This window comes from Pantoea vagans, from assembly GCF_004792415.1.
Lineage (GTDB): Bacteria > Pseudomonadota > Gammaproteobacteria > Enterobacterales > Enterobacteriaceae > Pantoea > Pantoea vagans.
The window spans coordinates 3,046,053-3,060,943 of sequence record NZ_CP038853.1 but is presented as its reverse complement, the minus strand read 5'-3'; the positions used below and the strand labels follow the sequence as shown (position 1 = coordinate 3,060,943).

The following is a 14,891-nucleotide window of genomic DNA, read 5'->3' as shown; positions in this document are numbered from 1 at the left end:
GCAATAGTAAGCTCATCTTTTCAGCAGGAGGGTAACCATAATGCGTTTAGCCGCATTCGATATGGATGGCACATTATTGCTGCCGGATCATCAACTGGGTCAGCAGACGCTGGACAGTCTGCAGGCGCTACATCTGCGCGGCGTTAATCTGGCGCTGGCGACGGGCCGCCATCTGCTGGAGATGCAGATTCTGCGGGAGAAATTAACGCTGCCCGCGTGGCTGATTACCGGGAATGGCACCCGCGTACACGATCGGTCTGGCAATCTGATCTTTGCCCGCGATCTGCCCTCTGCGGTAGCCGAAGAGGTTATCCATCGCCACTGGGCGACGCCCGCGTCGATCCACATTTTCAACGATCAGGGGTGGTTTACCGATCGACCCCAGCCTGAGCTGCTGGTGGCCCATCAGATGAGCGGATTTGGCTATCAGCTGTGCGATCTGAAAAGGCTGCCCGCGCATCAGGTAACAAAAATCTGCTTTATCGATCAGCATCAGCGTCTGTGTCAGCTGAAAACAGAACTGGATGCGGCGCTGGGTGAGCAGGCAAATATCTGCTTCTCTGCGGTGGACTGTCTGGAAGTGTTGCCCGCCAGCTGCAACAAAGGCAGCGCGCTGGCACTGTTGTGCGACCATCTGTCACTGACGCTGGCGGAGTGCATGGCGTTCGGGGATGCAATGAATGACAGAGAGATGCTGTCGCAGGTTGGACGGGGTTTCATCATGGGCAATGCGATGGCGCAGCTGAAAGCCGCGCTACCGCATCTGCCGGTATTAGGGCATTGCGAGACACAGGCGGTGTCTCACTATTTAAATCACTGGCTGGCAACACCCGACCTCGCGTATTCCCCCGAATGCTGAGGATTGCCGTGAACCGGACAGGATGTCCGGTTTTTTATTCGAGTTCGCGCTGCCACGGCGTGATATCGCCAATATGTTTTGCCACCCATTCCGGCTGATAGTAGCTATCAGGATAACGTTCGCCACTGTCGCACAGCAGTGTCACCAGGGATCCCTGCTGATTCGCTGCCCGTAACCTTTTCGCCACCTGCATCATGCCCCAGAAATTGGTGCCAGTAGAGGCGCCCGGTTTGCGTCCCAGGATCTTTTCCAGCTTCAGCATGGCGGCCAGCGTCGCCCCATCCGGTACTTTGATCATTTCATCAATCACGTCAGGCATAAACGACGGCTCTACGCGCGGACGGCCAATTCCCTCGATCATGCTGCCACGCGTGCTGGTCAGCGTTGCATCACGATACTGCCAGTAGTCGTAGAACACTGAATGCTGTGGATCCACTACCAGCAGTTTCGTTTCGAGACCCTGATAACGGATATAGCGGCCCAGCGTCGCCGAGGTACCGCCGGTGCCCGCGCTCATAATCATCGTATGGGGAATCGGATAGGGTTCATGCTGCATCTGACGGAATATGCTCTCAGCAATATTATTATTACCGCGCCAGTCGGTAGCGCGTTCAGCATAGGTAAACTGATCCATAAAATGGCCATTCAGCTCACGTGCCAGCCGTTCAGATTCTGCGTAAAGCTGGCAGGGATCCTCAACAAAATGGCACTGTCCGCCATAAAAGGTGATCTGCTCAATTTTACGTTTCGCGGTACTGGCGGGCATCACCGCAATAAAGGGCAGGCCTAGCAGCCTTGCGAAGTACGCCTCAGAAACGGCCGTGCTGCCTGACGAGGCTTCGATAATCGGCGTATTCTCTTTAATCCAGCCGTTGGAGAGACCGTAGAGAAACAGGGATCGTGCCAGCCGATGTTTAAGACTGCCACTGGGATGGGTGCTCTCATCTTTCAGGTAGAACCAGATGCCGGGAAAATCCGCCAGATCGAAACGGATCAAATGGGTTTCAGCCGATCGTTGAAAATCAGCGTTAATTTCGTTGATAGCGTGGCGAATCCAGCAGGTCTGCATCTCAGGCATCCGGTAAAGAAGTGATGCGGCTATTTTATGGCACGTGCAGGAAAAAGAGATTGCAAAAATACCGCTAAAATCGCGGTAATGGAGAAAATGATTCTCCCGGAGTCCCGTATGTTAGATAAAACTGACCTTAAACTGCTCTCACTGCTGCAGAAGGATTGCACGCTGTCACTGCAGGCGCTGGCGGATGCCGTCAACCTCACTACCACACCCTGCTGGAAGCGCCTGAAAAAGCTGGAAGATGATGGCATTATTCGCGCCCGGGTGGCGCTGCTGGATGGGGATAAAATCGGACTGTCACTGACGGCGCTTATGTTTGTGAAAACCCAGCAGCACAGCCGCGACTGGTATCAGGCTTTTGTCTCGGTGGTCAGCAGCATGCCCGAGGTGATGGCCTTTTACCGGATGGCAGGCGAGTATGATTACCTGCTACGCATTCAGGTGGCGGACATGAAGAGCTATGATGCGTTCTACAAGCGATTAGTGAACGGTGTGCCCGGCCTGATTGATGTGACATCCAGCTTCGCCATGGAAGAGATTAAATACACCACGGCTTTACCTGTCGCCCCCTGAGGGCCTGAGATTGAGAGCAGCGTTGTGCGATTATTCAGTCAATTAAGTTGGTATTTTCTGCGGGAGTGGCGGCGCTATCTGGGCGCGGTCATCCTGCTGATTGTGATTGCTGTTCTGCAGTTGCTACCGCCGCATGTCGTCGGTGTCATTGTTGATGGTGTCACACGTGACAACATGAGTACCAGCCGCATCATGATGTGGATTGGCATTATGCTGGCAACCGCCGTGGTGGTCTATCTGCTGCGCTACGTCTGGCGGGTGCTGCTCTTTGGTGCCTCCTACCAGCTGGCGGTTGAGCTGCGCGAAGATTTCTATCGCCAGCTGAGTCGGCAGCAACCGGCATTTTATCTGCGTCACCGCACCGGCGACCTGATTGCGCGCGCCACTAACGATGTGGATCGGGTGGTGTTTGCGGCCGGGGAAGGGGTGCTGACGCTGGTCGATTCGCTGGTGATGGGCTGTGTGGTGCTGCTGGTGATGAGTACGCAGATCAGCTGGCAGCTGACCCTGCTGGCGCTGGTGCCGATGCCCATTATGGCAATCGTCATCCATCGCTACGGTAATCAGCTGCATCATCGCTTTAAACTGGCCCAGGCGGCCTTCTCCAGCCTTAACGATCAGACGCAGGAGAGCCTGACCAGCATCCGGATGATTAAATCCTTTGGTCTTGAACAGCATCAGTCGCAGCAATTCTCCGATATCGCCCGCGATACCGGTGAAAAAAACCTGCGCGTGGCGCGGGTCGATGCCCGTTTCGATCCCACAATCTACATCGCTATTGGTTTCTCAAACCTGCTGGCGATTGGCGGCGGCAGCTGGCTGGTGTGGCATGAGCAGATGACCCTGGGGCAGCTGACCAGCTTTGTGATGTATCTCGGCCTGATGATCTGGCCGATGCTCGCCCTGGCGTGGATGTTCAATATCGTCGAACGCGGCAGCGCCGCCTGGAGCCGCATCGGTGCATTGCTGGCGGAAGCGCCCTCGGTGGAAGATGGGGATAAGTCACTGCCACCTGAACCGGGCACGCTGCAGGTCTCGATTCGCGCCTTTCACTATCCGGCCAGCGCGGCGCCGGTGTTAAGCGATGTCCGCTTCCAGCTGAAGCCCGGCGAAATGCTGGGACTGTGCGGGCCAACCGGCAGCGGAAAAAGTACCTTGCTGAGCCTGATCCAGCGCCATTTTGATATTCAGCAGGGCGACATCCGTTATCACCAGATCCCGCTGACGCAGTTGCGGCTGGACAGCTGGCGCAGTCGTCTCGCCGTGGTCAGCCAGACACCATTCCTGTTTTCGGATAGCGTAGCGAACAATATTGCGCTGGGGAAACCGGGCGCAACCCGGCAGGAGATTGAACAGGCCGCCACGCTGGCCTGCGTGCATGACGATATCCTGCGGCTGCCACAGGGTTATGAAACCGAAGTCGGAGAGCGAGGTGTGATGCTGTCCGGTGGACAGAAGCAGCGTCTTTCGATTGCCCGGGCACTGCTGCTGAACGCAGAAATCCTGATTCTGGACGATGCGCTCTCCGCGGTGGATGGTCGTACCGAGCACGAAATCCTGCATAACCTGCGCATCTGGGGGCAGGGAAAAACACTGATTATCAGCGCGCATCGCCTGTCGGCGCTGACGGAAGCCAGTGAAATCCTGGTGTTACAACAGGGCAGCGTGGCACAGCGTGGCGATCACGACGCGCTGACCGCCAGCGCTGGCTGGTATCGTGACATGTACCGTTACCAGCAACTGGAAGCGGCGCTGGATGATGATGAAAATGAGAAAGGAGTGCCGCATGGCTAAGTCTGCCCGCTTGTGGCCAACCCTGAAGCGCCTGCTGAGCTACGGTAAGCCCTGGCGTAAATCCCTGTCGCTGGCGGTAGGCATGCTCTGGATCGCTGCCGCGGCGGAAGTAACCGGTCCGGTGCTGGTCAGCTATTTTATCGATAACCTGGTGGCGAAACATCAGATGCCCTGGGGGCTGGTGGCCGGTCTGGTCATCAGCTTTGTCCTGCTTCAGCTACTGGCCGCCGGGCTGCACTACTGGCAGGCGCTGCTGTTCAATCGTGCCGCCATTGGTGTGGTACAGCGGTTACGCAGTGACGTGATGAATGCCGCGCTCTGTCAGCCGCTGAGCGCCTTTGATACTCAGCCGGTCGGGCAGATTATTTCGCGCGTGACGAATGACACCGAAGTAATCCGCGATCTTTATGTCACGGTGGTTTCAACCGTACTGCGCAGCGCTGCGCTGGTCGGTGCCATGATGGTGGCGATGTTCAGTCTTGACTGGAGCATGGCGCTGGTAGCAATGATGATCTTCCCGCTGGTACTGATAGTGATGTTCATCTATCAGCGTTACAGCACGCCGATTGCCCGACGGGTTCGCAGCTATCTGGCTGACATCAACAACGGCTTCAATGAAGTGATCAGCGGCATGAGTGTGATTCAGCAGTTTCGTCAGCAGGCGCGATTTGGTGAGCGCATGGGCGAAGCAAGCCGCTCTCACTATCTGGCGCGTATGGAAACGCTGCGTCTCGATGGCTTTCTGCTGCGTCCACTGTTGAGCCTGTTTTCAGCGATGGTGTTGTGCGGGCTGCTGATTCTGTTCAGTTTCTCGATGCCTGGCGTGTTTGAAGTGGGGGTGCTCTATGCCTTTATTACTTACCTGGGCCGTCTGAATGAGCCACTGATTGAGCTGACCACCCAGCAGTCGATGCTGCAGCAGGCGGTGGTGTCCGGCGAGCGTATCTTCGAGCTGATGGATGCCGCGCAGCAGCAGTATGGTGCCGATCCGCAGCCGCTGGCTTCAGGTCGTATTGCCCTGAACAACCTCAGTTTTGCCTACCGTGAAAACCGCGATGTGCTGAGTGATATCAATCTTGACGTCGCACCGCGTGAGTTTGTGGCGCTGGTGGGCCATACCGGCAGTGGCAAAAGTACCCTGGCTAATCTGTTAATGGGTTATTACCCGGTGACGCGCGGCGAAATTCGTATTGATGATCGTCCGATTGGCGACCTGAGCCATGCCGTGCTGCGACGCGGTATCGCGATGGTGCAGCAGGATCCGGTGGTGCTGGCCGATACGCTGCTGGCCAATGTCCGGCTGGGCCGCGACATCAGCGAAGAGGCCGTCTGGACAGTGCTGGAACAGGTGCAGCTGGCACCGCTGGCGCATGCCCTGCCGGAGGGGATTCACACCCGGCTGGGTGAGCAGGGCAATAATCTGTCGGTCGGGCAGAAGCAGCTGCTGGCTCTGGCCCGGGTACTGGTTGATCTGCCGCAGATCCTGATCCTCGACGAGGCGACCGCTAACATCGACTCCGGCACCGAGCAGGCCATTCAGCAGACGCTTGCGACGCTACGGCAACACAGCACGCTGGTGGTAATCGCTCACCGCCTCTCAACGATTATTGATGCGGATAAGATTCTGGTGCTGCATCGTGGTCGTGTGGTTGAGCAGGGAACGCATCAGCAACTGCTGGCGCTGCAGGGGCGTTACTGGCAGATGTATCAGCTGCAGCAGGCAGGTGAAGATCTGGCGTCGGGCGTACCTGTAACATCTGCAAGCTGACTTGCACCTTTTTTGCGCAGCTTTATCGGAATAATCTGTATAAATGCACTCCTTTGACGCCTGAAGCACCAAAGGAGTGCAGGATCAGGCTGCGATCCCTGTCACACACCCATTCTCATTCATATCTTCCTTGAAGCATCCCTTGCTCCGTCTCGCCTGACTCACTGATTAAGGTCACTTTTACACTCTGGCACAGGCTTTGCTTATATCCCAGCGTGTCCGTAAACGTTACCTATTTACTCGCTGGAGGGGATCCAATGAAGCTGGTTACCGTCGTAATTAAGCCATTCAAACTGGAGGATGTACGTGAAGCTTTATCCTCTATTGGCATTCAGGGACTGACCGTCTCCGAAGTGAAAGGTTTTGGTCGTCAGAAAGGCCATGCAGAGCTCTATCGTGGCGCAGAGTACAGCGTGAACTTCCTGCCGAAGGTCAAAATTGATATCGCGATTGCCGACGATCAGTTAGACGAAGTGGTGGATGTCATCAGTAAAGCGGCCTACACCGGCAAAATTGGCGACGGTAAAATTTTCGTGGCTGAACTGCAGCGCGTCATCCGTATTCGTACCGGCGAAACCGACGAAGCCGCTCTGTAATCAAGACTCAGTACTGTGATGGGATGGAATAAAAATGAATAAAATTTTCACGAAGCTGGGCCTCACCAGCCTGGCACTGTTACCCTCACTCGCAATGGCTGCGCCTGCCGTTGCGGACAAGGCTGATAACGCATTTATGATGATTTGCACCGCGCTGGTGCTGTTTATGTCAATTCCAGGTATTGCGCTGTTTTACGGCGGTCTGATTCGTGGCAAAAACGTTCTGTCGATGCTGACGCAGGTTGCTGTGACCTTCTCGCTGGTCTGCGTGCTGTGGGTGGTCTACGGCTATTCACTGGCCTTCAGTGAAGGCAATGCCTTCTTTGGCGGCTTTGGCTGGGCCATGCTGAAAAACATTCAGCTCACCGCCGTTATGGGCAGTTTCTATCAGTATATCCACGTAGCATTCCAGGCCTCGTTTGCCTGTATTACCGTGGGCCTGATTGTCGGTGCCATTGCAGAACGTATCCGTTTCTCTGCCGTACTGATCTTTGTCGGTGTCTGGCTGACGCTTTCATATTTACCTATCGCCCACATGGTCTGGGCGGGCGGTTTCCTGGCTCAGGACGGCGCTCTGGACTTCGCTGGCGGTACCGTGGTGCACATCAACGCCGCTGTTGCAGGTTTGGTGGGGGCTTATCTGGTCGGCAAACGTGCGGGCTTTGGTAAAGAGGCCTTCAAGCCACATAACCTGCCGATGGTCTTCACCGGCACCGCTATTCTTTATGTTGGCTGGTTTGGCTTTAATGCCGGTTCAGCTTCAGCAGCAAATGAAATCGCGGCACTGGCTTTCCTGAACACCGTGGTGGCAACTGCGGGTGCCGTACTGGCATGGACCTTTGGCGAGTGGGCGGTACGTGGTAAGCCTTCTCTGCTGGGTGCCTGCTCAGGCTTTATTGCGGGTCTGGTCGCGATTACCCCAGCCTGTGGTTATGTCGGCGTCGGCGGTGCATTAATCATCGGTCTGGTCGGTGGCCTGGCGGGACTGTGGGGCGTCACCACCCTGAAAAAATGGCTGCGCGTCGATGACCCGTGCGATGTATTCGGTGTGCATGGCGTCTGCGGTATTGTCGGCTGTATCCTGACCGGCGTGTTTGCTTCCTCTTCACTGGGCGGCGTCGGCTATGCTCAGGGCGTCACCATGGGCCATCAGGTCTGGGTGCAGCTCTTCAGCGTGGGTCTGACGATTGTCTGGTCAGGCGTTGTTGCCTTTATCGGTTTCAAGCTGGCCGATCTGATTGTCGGACTGCGCGTACCGGAAGAGCATGAACGCGAAGGTCTGGATGTAAACAGCCACGGCGAGAATGCTTACAACCAGTAATGGACAGGCACTGAATTGAACAATCAGGGGCGAGCAATCGCCCCTTTTTTTATTCTCTTTATTCGCTGCGCTGGCGCATTACCCCTTCCTGAACAGTTGAGGCTACCAGCACACCCTGCTGATTGTAGAACTCGCCGCGGACAAAACCGCGTGCGCCAGAAGCTGAGGTACTGACCACGCTGTAGAGCAGCCATTCAGTGAAGTCGAACGGGCGGTGGAACCACATAGAGTGGTCAATAGTAGCGACCTGCATATCTGGTTCTAAAAAGCCTTTGCCATGCGGCTGCAGCGCGACCGGCAGGAAGTTAAGGTCGGACGCATAGCCGAGCAGGTACTGATGGATACGCAGGTCATCGGGCAGGGGGCCGGTGGCACGGATCCAGACCTGACGCTCCGGTTTATCCACATGTCCACGAAGCGGGTTATGGATCTGCACCGGGCGAATCTCCAGCGGACGTTCAGCAATAAATTTTTCACGTAACTTTTCTGGCAGCAGATGCGCCATTTTCTGCGCCATCGCCTGTTCGGTTAACAGGTTCTCCGGCCCCGCCACCTGGGGCATCGGATTCTGATGCTCAAATCCGCTTTCCGGTGACTGGAAAGAGGCCGTCATATAAAAAATCGGCTGGCCATTCTGAATGGCGCTGACCCTGCGTGCGCTGAAACTTTTGCCATCACGCAGCGTTTCAACATCATAGATAATCGCTTTCTGGCTATCGCCGGGCCGCAAAAAATAGCTGTGAAATGAGTGAATAATGCGATCTTCCGCGACGGTTTGCTTTGCGGCATACAGTGCCTGACCCACCACCTGACCGCCAAACACCTGGCGCAGTCCCAGATCTTCGCTCTGGCCGCGATATAAACCCTCTTCCAGTTTTTCCAGATTCAATAAATTCAGCAGATTCTGCAGTGCCTGACTCATGGCGCATTCCTCAATATAGTGACCCGCTCAGTGTGAAAGATCGGACCAGTTGACGTCAATCAGACTTTCCGCTTTGGCTGCGCCAGGCAAAATTTCATTTTTGTGCCAATATTAAGCACATACGGCGAGTGAAGCGCTGTAAGTAGGATTCGCTGCCGACAATCATTTTGATCAAATGGAGACGACATCAATGAAACTCAGGCATGTGTTCAGTGGGGTAGTTATTGCGGTTGCTGTTGCGGGATGTGCCGACAAGAGTAAACCAGTGCCAACACCAACGCTGGGTTCTGCAGTTGCAGGACAGACGGCCGCGATTGCGCAGCCAAACGTAAGTGGTTCAGTCTTTATCCGTCAGCGCATTGCGCTGCCGCCGGATGCGGTATTAACCGTGACGCTTTCTGATGCCTCGGTATCCGACGCGCCATCAAAAGTGCTGTCGCAGCGCGTGGTGCGTACTGAAGGCAAACAGGCACCGTTCCAGTTTGTATTACCATTTAATCCGGCCGACATTCAGCCCAACGCGCGCATTCTGTTAAGCGCAGCCATCTCAATTGATGGCAAGCTGGCCTTTGTCACTGAAGGCGTGAAGCCGGTCATCAACCAGGGCGGCACTAAAGCTGAACTGCTGCTGGTACCGGTACCGTCAGTAGCGATGCCAACTCAGCCAGGCGCAGCGACGACGGTTCCGTCGACTTCACCCACTCAGGTGACGCCATCGGCTGCTGTTCCGGCACCAACCCGTATTTAATTTATCGGGGCGACGTTGTCGCCCCTTTTTCCTGCCTGAAATCCCAGCGATAAGTTTCAAGATCGAGTTGTCCCTCATCACTGACCTCTATACCTTCCGCTTCCAGCGCATCCCGCTGCCGCAACAGACTGTCGCCCTGTAGTGAGATAGTTCCGTGACGATTGACGACACGATGCCAGGGAAGCGTGGTGCCTTCGGGTAACCGGCTCAGTACGCCGCCCACCTGACGTGCCGCGCGCGGGGAACCCGCCAGTCGCGCAACGTCGCCATAGGTCGCGACGTGGCCATAGGGAATGGCGGCAACAATTTGCCAGATGCGTTGCCGGAAAGAGTCAGGCTGATCCATGTGCTTATTTCGTCTGCTTTTTTCATCAGGAATAGGGTTTTAACTTTAGCATGGGGAGGATGAAGAGCCAGTGCCAGCACGTTGGTTGTTCAAGAAAACAACGGTTGTCCCGACTACGCTTGCAATTGCCACCTCCTTCCCAGATAATGCCCCCGCTCTCGTAAAGAGGGCTTGTCAATGGGGGCCCTGTTGGTTCTCCCGCAATGCTAGCTTGTGAACTCGGTCAGATCCGGAAGGAAGCAGCCGCAGCAGGTGACGCGTGTGCCGGGATGTAGCTGGCAGGGCCCCCACCATTTTCTCCCTCTGAATATCTCTTCTCCATAAACTGCAGACAGGCAAAACCCGCCTGGGCCGATCCTTTGCCGGCAGGCAGGAATATCTGGTACTAAAGAGGAGATTAAACGTAGCAGTAATCCGTCAGATTAACGGACAAATTTCCATACTGAACCTGGGACTTTATCGTAGAGCTTGTTCATCGTCAGTTCCGCCAGACGATGGTCAGCTGCAGAGTAAAATACCGCTAATTCATCCTCGGGTAATTCATACTTATTTTTTTCAATGACCCTTTCCAGGGTATCCAGAGAGCGGCAACGCCGCAGTCGCATCAAATAATCGGTTTTAGTCAGGGTTTTGTTCATAAATAAACCGTTCTCATGTCTGTACTATAATGAATGGCTTGGTTGCTGGAGAAAAGCGCACTCTTCAGTGAACAGATTAAATAAGCGTTTTGCTGAACGTTGCCACCGTTGAAGATCCGGACTATTGATACCATAGTTGCTGAATAGCATAAAAGTATCATCAAGATATTCATCGATTTGCGAAATCAGCGCTTCATCTTCAACGTGCTTAATTTTGTAATTCATGGTGAAAGAGGCAATGTGTTCAATCAAATCGTTAAGCTGCAGATTGCTTTCAGAAGTGGGGTCATTCACCCAGCCGTGATGGCTGTCGGTTAATGTTGCCATGCTGTCGTCAAACAGGCTCTCACACAGATATTTAAGCTGGGCAATATCATGCCGTTTCGGTGAGTATTCGTCCATCTTTTTCCCCTCCATAGCTAGCACAGTTGCCGCAGGGCGGCGATATTGGATAACGCGGCCAGGAAGCGATTATTCGGGCAGTTATTAAACGGGATACCTTAAAGATAGTGTAGAACCATTAGTTCTGCTCACCTCCATTACTAAATATTACAATTCATCGCCAGGGGAGGGTTGCTGATTGTCGATCACATCAAACTCAAGTGCTCCGGGCTTAATGTGAAAGTTTACCTGCTCAGATTGCGTCACGGTTTCATTTAGATCCAGACAGGGACTAAATAAATTCCAGTCAAAATCGTAAAGTAATTTAAAACTATTCATATCCACGTATTCAACCGAAACAATTTTTAAACTGCCTGGAACTAACTGTGCATTCTGTGAGTACCAGCGTAAATCGCCCACCAGCAAATCTGTTATTTTGAGAATATTCCGCTGAACAATCTCTGCTATTTTTGCGCAGTCTGATTCGCCCGGGGCAATATCACATTCAATACGTGACAGCATATCTGATCCACTAATAACCGTTAATAAACCTATCATTGGTTTTCTGCAACTGGTTTGCAAGCCAGCAGAGCACAAAACTGTCAGCATCTGTGCGTCAGCAGGCGGCTGTGCCTGCCAGCCTCCTGCCGTAAGTCCCATCACTGTTTATCTTTTGATACACAATCACGCGTTTCCCTGACGGGAATATCCGGTATCTTATTTGTTATGTTATAACATATTGGTGAAGCGATGCGTCAGAGTGGATTATTTATGTCATTGGGTGGGCGGCTGAGTGTAGCGGTGCTTTTCATCGCGCTGCTTGCCGTGGCCATAAAATGGGGGATCAGCGCATGATCCGGTTCAATACGCTTCGTGCTGGCTATCAGGGACAGAGCGTAACCCCGCCGGTTTCCGGGCAGCTTGCAGCTGGCTCAATGACAGCCCTGGTCGGTGCTAATGGCAGTGGCAAATCAACCCTGCTTAAAACCATTGCGGGTCTGTTGCCACCAATAGCCGGACGTTGTGAATTGCAGGTTTCGCGTCGGGATATCGGCTGGATGCCGCAGCGTACAGAACTTGAAACCCGTTTTCCCCTGACGGTATTTGAACTGGTCTCCATAGGCTGCTGGCCGCGCTGCGGCTGGTTCGGCGGTATTAACCGGGTACTACGCCGGGAAATCTGGCAGGCGCTGGAGGCCGTTCAGATGGGTGACTATGCAGATGCGCAGCCCGCGACTTTATCAGGCGGACAACTTCAGCGCGTATTATTTGCGCGGCTGATGTTGCAGCGCAGCCAGCTCTGGCTGCTGGATGAGCCTTTCAACGGCATTGACAGCCAGACCGTGACATTACTGATGTCGATCCTTGAGCAGCAACAGCAGGCCGGCACAACCCTGCTGGTGGTGCTGCACGATCGTCCGCTGGTGGCGCGCTACTTCAGTAACGTGATGTCGATGGATGACAGCGAGGTCAACTGCACCAGCCAGCCTGCTATCCCATTACGGAGTTGTGCGCCGTGACCCTGATGCAGCCTTTTATTGAGTTTGGTTTTATGCGGCGCGCGCTGGTGGCCTGCTTTGCCCTGGCGGTCAGCGCTACGCCGCTCGGCGTGTTTCTTTCACTGCGCCGGATGAGCCTGATTGGTGATGCTTTATCTCATGCGGTGCTGCCCGGTGCCGCTATTGGCTATCTGATTTCCGGCCTGTCACTGGTTGCGATGGGTATCGGCGGCCTGTTCGCCGGTTTAGCCGTGGCGCTGCTTTCTGGCGCGGTCAGTCGTTATACACTCCTGAAAGAGGATGCCAGTTTTGCCGGGTTCTATCTTGGCTCCCTGGCGCTGGGCGTTACGCTGGTCTCATTACGCGGCTCAAGCGTGGATCTGCTGCATGTTCTGTTTGGCTCGCTGCTGGCGGTGGATAACGCCGCGCTGCTGCTGGTTGGCGGCATCGCTGCTTTTACGCTGATTGTGCTGGCGATTATCTATCGTCCGCTGGTCATCGACGCATTTGACGGTGACTTTCTGCGGGCGCAGGGGAAATGGAGCGCGCCGCTGGTGCATGGTCTGTTTTTAATGCTGGTGGTGCTGAATCTGGTCGCGGGCTTTCAGGTTCTGGGCACGCTGATGTCGGTGGGACTGATGATGCTGCCCGCCGCCAGCGCCCGTTTCTGGAGCCGTCATCTTGCCGCCATGCTGGTGATTGCCATTTTCATGGCAATGATCTCAGCGCTGGCGGGACTGATGCTCTCCTGGCACTTTTCATTGCCGGCCGGCCCCGCTGTGGTGCTGAGCGCCGCCATGCTGTTTTTTCTCTCCATTTTTGCAGGACCGTGCGGCGGGATTTTGCGCCGCCATTAATCTTAAGGGGTATCTATCTATGAAGAAATTACCGGTTAGCCTGGCGCTCGCGGCGCTGTTTGCCACGCCTTTTGCGATGGCAAAAACAGTGGATGTGGTGGCCAGCTTTACCGTGCTGGCAGACATCGTTAAGCAGGTCGGCGGCGACCATGTCAACGTGAAAAGCCTGGTAGGGCCGAATGGCGATCCTCATACGTTTGAACCCACGCCACAGGACAGTCAGGCACTGGCGAAGGCCGATCTGGTGTTTGTCAGTGGACTGGGACTGGAAGGGTGGATGGATCGGTTAGTCAGCGCTTCGGGGTATCGCGGCCAGCCGGTTGTCGCCTCCACCGGCGTTACGACCCGCAGCATGGACGAGGACGGCAAAACCGTTACCGATCCGCACGCCTGGAACAGTATGCAGAACGGGGTGATTTACGCGACGAACGTGATGAATGCGCTGGTCAAAGCCGATCCTGAAGATGCCGCGGCCATTCGTCAGCGCGGTCAGAATTACATTCAGCAACTGGAGGCGCTGGATAGCTGGGCAAAAACGGCCTTTGATGCTGTGCCTGCAGGCAAGCGGAAAGTGCTGACCAGTCATGATGCGTTTGGGTACTTTGGACAGCGCTATGGCGTGACGTTTCTTGCGCCAATAGGGTTCTCTACTGAAGCGGAAGCGAGTGCCAGTGACGTGGGTAGCTTAATCACCCAACTCAAGCAGCAGCATATTAATCGCTATTTCATCGAGAATCAGACCGACCCGCGCCTGGTTAAACAGATTGCCAGCGCCACCGGCGCTGAGCCGGGTGGTGAGCTCTATCCGGAAGCGTTGTCCACCGCCTCTGGACCGGCAGCCACTTATCAGGCGGCCTTTAAACATAACGTGAATGCGATGCTTAAGAGCATGCGCTAAGCATAAAAAAGGCCGGGCAAGCCCGGCCAGTCATCACGACACACACTAGCGTTTTTTCTTCCTTCCCTGTACGGCTTTAAAACGTGGATTCGTTTTACAGATCACGTAAATCCGTCCCTTGCGGCGTACTACCCTGCAATCCCGATGACGATTTTTTGCTGAGCGCAGCGAACTCAATACCTGCATGAATCTTTTCCTTATTTACGGCCAAGAAAGCGCCCGAAACGCTGATTAAAGCGCGCGGTGCTGCCCTCTTTGGCAAAATCTTTCTGTTTGCCGGTATAGAAAACGTGTGAGGCCGACGACACATCCAGCGTGACGTAGGGCAGCGTTTCACCTTCAAACTCTACGGTGCGATCGGTTTTGATGGTCGAACCGATTTTGAAATAAACGTCAGCTGATGTGTCATGGAAGACCACGTGACGATAGTGAGGATGAATATTTGCTTTCATAATGCTCGCCTATGTAATGTTATAATATAACATTATTATGCGCCGCACCGTTCAGGATTGCAACTGCCAGAACGTCAGCTCGCGTGAAGTGTCAGGAAGGGAGAAGGGCAGAGGCAGAATCGCAGGCATAAAAAAAGGCCGCTTGCGCGGCCTCAGATGATTTA

At 54.6% G+C, this 14,891-nt stretch carries 18 protein-coding genes and 1 other RNA gene; 11 read left to right on the top strand and 8 right to left on the bottom strand.

What is annotated here, in order from left to right; translation table 11 throughout:
• The first annotated feature begins 37 nt into the window (after positions 1 to 37).
• Entirely contained in the window at positions 38 to 859 is an 822-nt protein-coding gene (gene cof, locus EGO56_RS14530; RefSeq protein WP_135909877.1) for an HMP-PP phosphatase, read from the top strand.
• A gap of 34 nt (positions 860 to 893) precedes the next feature.
• Here cof and EGO56_RS14525 read toward each other — a convergent pair whose 3' ends face one another.
• The gene (locus EGO56_RS14525) at positions 894 to 1,928 is read right to left on the bottom strand and encodes a PLP-dependent cysteine synthase family protein (RefSeq protein WP_135909875.1); all 1,035 of its coding nucleotides are present in this window, start codon (positions 1,926 to 1,928) and stop codon (positions 894 to 896) included.
• 117 nt (positions 1,929 to 2,045) lie between these two features.
• Here EGO56_RS14525 and EGO56_RS14520 point away from each other — a divergent pair, with 117 nt between their 5' ends.
• The 5 genes from EGO56_RS14520 (at position 2,046) to amtB (ending at position 7,986) form a co-directional block, all read left to right on the top strand.
• On the top strand, positions 2,046 to 2,507 hold the full coding sequence (locus tag EGO56_RS14520) for an Lrp/AsnC family transcriptional regulator (protein ID WP_135909870.1): 462 nt from the start codon (positions 2,046 to 2,048) through the stop codon (positions 2,505 to 2,507).
• A 24-nt stretch (positions 2,508 to 2,531) separates the two neighbouring features.
• Entirely contained in the window at positions 2,532 to 4,301 is a 1,770-nt protein-coding gene (locus EGO56_RS14515) for a SmdA family multidrug ABC transporter permease/ATP-binding protein (RefSeq protein ID WP_135909868.1), read from the top strand.
• Positions 4,294 to 6,069: a SmdB family multidrug efflux ABC transporter permease/ATP-binding protein gene (locus EGO56_RS14510; protein WP_135909866.1), complete on the top strand. Its 1,776-nt coding sequence runs from the start codon at positions 4,294 to 4,296 to the stop codon at positions 6,067 to 6,069. The genes EGO56_RS14515 and EGO56_RS14510 overlap by 8 nt, the downstream gene beginning before the upstream one ends.
• Before the next feature lie 257 nt (positions 6,070 to 6,326).
• Entirely contained in the window at positions 6,327 to 6,665 is a 339-nt protein-coding gene (glnK, locus tag EGO56_RS14505; RefSeq protein WP_003850469.1) for a P-II family nitrogen regulator, read from the top strand.
• 34 nt (positions 6,666 to 6,699) lie between these two features.
• Entirely contained in the window at positions 6,700 to 7,986 is a 1,287-nt protein-coding gene (gene amtB / locus EGO56_RS14500) for an ammonium transporter AmtB (protein ID WP_013357006.1), read from the top strand.
• A 58-nt stretch (positions 7,987 to 8,044) separates the two neighbouring features.
• Here amtB and tesB read toward each other — a convergent pair whose 3' ends face one another.
• Positions 8,045 to 8,908, bottom strand: a complete 864-nt coding sequence (gene tesB, locus EGO56_RS14495) for an acyl-CoA thioesterase II (RefSeq protein WP_013357007.1) — start codon at positions 8,906 to 8,908, stop codon at positions 8,045 to 8,047.
• A gap of 190 nt (positions 8,909 to 9,098) precedes the next feature.
• Here tesB and EGO56_RS14490 point away from each other — a divergent pair, with 190 nt between their 5' ends.
• On the top strand, positions 9,099 to 9,656 hold the full coding sequence (locus EGO56_RS14490; protein WP_033731772.1) for a YbaY family lipoprotein: 558 nt from the start codon (positions 9,099 to 9,101) through the stop codon (positions 9,654 to 9,656).
• A 1-nt stretch (position 9,657) separates the two neighbouring features.
• Here EGO56_RS14490 and EGO56_RS14485 read toward each other — a convergent pair whose 3' ends face one another.
• Positions 9,658 to 10,002 (bottom strand): MGMT family protein, encoded by a 345-nt coding sequence (locus EGO56_RS14485; RefSeq protein ID WP_135909864.1) that lies wholly within the window; start codon positions 10,000 to 10,002, stop codon positions 9,658 to 9,660.
• A 187-nt stretch (positions 10,003 to 10,189) separates the two neighbouring features.
• Between EGO56_RS14485 and ffs the strand changes: the two genes are divergently transcribed.
• An RNA gene (gene ffs / locus EGO56_RS14480) (signal recognition particle sRNA small type) lies at positions 10,190 to 10,286 on the top strand.
• Between the two features lie 138 nt (positions 10,287 to 10,424).
• Here ffs and EGO56_RS14475 read toward each other — a convergent pair.
• The 3 genes from EGO56_RS14475 to EGO56_RS14465 all read right to left on the bottom strand — a co-directional run bounded on the left by EGO56_RS14475 (position 10,425) and on the right by EGO56_RS14465 (position 11,543).
• Positions 10,425 to 10,640 (bottom strand): HHA domain-containing protein, encoded by a 216-nt coding sequence (locus tag EGO56_RS14475; protein ID WP_003850458.1) that lies wholly within the window; start codon positions 10,638 to 10,640, stop codon positions 10,425 to 10,427.
• 24 nt (positions 10,641 to 10,664) lie between these two features.
• A complete protein-coding gene (tomB, locus tag EGO56_RS14470; protein WP_013357010.1) occupies positions 10,665 to 11,042 on the bottom strand; it encodes an Hha toxicity modulator TomB in 378 nt (125 codons plus the stop codon).
• Between the two features lie 147 nt (positions 11,043 to 11,189).
• Positions 11,190 to 11,543, bottom strand: coding sequence for a hypothetical protein (locus EGO56_RS14465; protein ID WP_135910588.1), 354 nt, complete (start codon positions 11,541 to 11,543; stop codon positions 11,190 to 11,192).
• A gap of 329 nt (positions 11,544 to 11,872) precedes the next feature.
• Here EGO56_RS14465 and EGO56_RS14460 point away from each other — a divergent pair, with 329 nt between their 5' ends.
• From EGO56_RS14460 to EGO56_RS14450, 3 genes are read left to right on the top strand one after another with little or no spacing between them, the layout of a single operon-like run.
• A complete protein-coding gene (locus EGO56_RS14460; RefSeq protein ID WP_135909863.1) occupies positions 11,873 to 12,541 on the top strand; it encodes a metal ABC transporter ATP-binding protein in 669 nt (222 codons plus the stop codon).
• On the top strand, positions 12,538 to 13,377 hold the full coding sequence (locus EGO56_RS14455) for a metal ABC transporter permease (RefSeq protein WP_135909861.1): 840 nt from the start codon (positions 12,538 to 12,540) through the stop codon (positions 13,375 to 13,377). Before EGO56_RS14460 ends, EGO56_RS14455 begins: the two co-directional genes overlap by 4 nt.
• 19 nt (positions 13,378 to 13,396) lie before the next feature.
• Entirely contained in the window at positions 13,397 to 14,275 is an 879-nt protein-coding gene (locus EGO56_RS14450; RefSeq protein ID WP_135909859.1) for a metal ABC transporter substrate-binding protein, read from the top strand.
• A gap of 45 nt (positions 14,276 to 14,320) precedes the next feature.
• Here the strand turns inward: EGO56_RS14450 and ykgO are convergent, their stop codons facing one another.
• Positions 14,321 to 14,461 (bottom strand): type B 50S ribosomal protein L36, encoded by a 141-nt coding sequence (gene ykgO, locus EGO56_RS14445; protein ID WP_009091664.1) that lies wholly within the window; start codon positions 14,459 to 14,461, stop codon positions 14,321 to 14,323.
• Between the two features lie 11 nt (positions 14,462 to 14,472).
• A complete protein-coding gene (locus tag EGO56_RS14440) occupies positions 14,473 to 14,727 on the bottom strand; it encodes a type B 50S ribosomal protein L31 (RefSeq protein WP_033782196.1) in 255 nt (84 codons plus the stop codon).
• Between the last annotated feature and the right edge of the window lie 164 nt (positions 14,728 to 14,891).

Excerpts from the sequence above, each read along its gene's own strand:
- EGO56_RS14510 (WP_135909866.1), top strand. The coding sequence starts at position 4,294 with ATGGCTAAGTCTGCCCGCTTGTGGCCAACCCTGAAGCGCCTGCTGAGC.
- EGO56_RS14465 (WP_135910588.1), bottom strand. The coding sequence starts at position 11,543 with ATGCTGTCACGTATTGAATGTGATATTGCCCCGGGCGAATCAGACTGC.
- ykgO (WP_009091664.1), bottom strand. The coding sequence starts at position 14,461 with ATGCAGGTATTGAGTTCGCTGCGCTCAGCAAAAAATCGTCATCGGGAT.
- EGO56_RS14485 (WP_135909864.1), bottom strand. The coding sequence starts at position 10,002 with ATGGATCAGCCTGACTCTTTCCGGCAACGCATCTGGCAAATTGTTGCC.
- tesB (WP_013357007.1), bottom strand. The coding sequence starts at position 8,908 with ATGAGTCAGGCACTGCAGAATCTGCTGAATTTATTGAATCTGGAAAAA.
- EGO56_RS14450 (WP_135909859.1), top strand. The coding sequence starts at position 13,397 with ATGAAGAAATTACCGGTTAGCCTGGCGCTCGCGGCGCTGTTTGCCACG.
- EGO56_RS14475 (WP_003850458.1), bottom strand. The coding sequence starts at position 10,640 with ATGAACAAAACCCTGACTAAAACCGATTATTTGATGCGACTGCGGCGT.
- amtB (WP_013357006.1), top strand. The coding sequence starts at position 6,700 with ATGAATAAAATTTTCACGAAGCTGGGCCTCACCAGCCTGGCACTGTTA.
- tomB (WP_013357010.1), bottom strand. The coding sequence starts at position 11,042 with ATGGACGAATACTCACCGAAACGGCATGATATTGCCCAGCTTAAATAT.
- EGO56_RS14440 (WP_033782196.1), bottom strand. The coding sequence starts at position 14,727 with ATGAAAGCAAATATTCATCCTCACTATCGTCACGTGGTCTTCCATGAC.
- glnK (WP_003850469.1), top strand. The coding sequence starts at position 6,327 with ATGAAGCTGGTTACCGTCGTAATTAAGCCATTCAAACTGGAGGATGTA.
- EGO56_RS14490 (WP_033731772.1), top strand. The coding sequence starts at position 9,099 with ATGAAACTCAGGCATGTGTTCAGTGGGGTAGTTATTGCGGTTGCTGTT.
- EGO56_RS14520 (WP_135909870.1), top strand. The coding sequence starts at position 2,046 with ATGTTAGATAAAACTGACCTTAAACTGCTCTCACTGCTGCAGAAGGAT.
- EGO56_RS14525 (WP_135909875.1), bottom strand. The coding sequence starts at position 1,928 with ATGCAGACCTGCTGGATTCGCCACGCTATCAACGAAATTAACGCTGAT.
- EGO56_RS14460 (WP_135909863.1), top strand. The coding sequence starts at position 11,873 with ATGATCCGGTTCAATACGCTTCGTGCTGGCTATCAGGGACAGAGCGTA.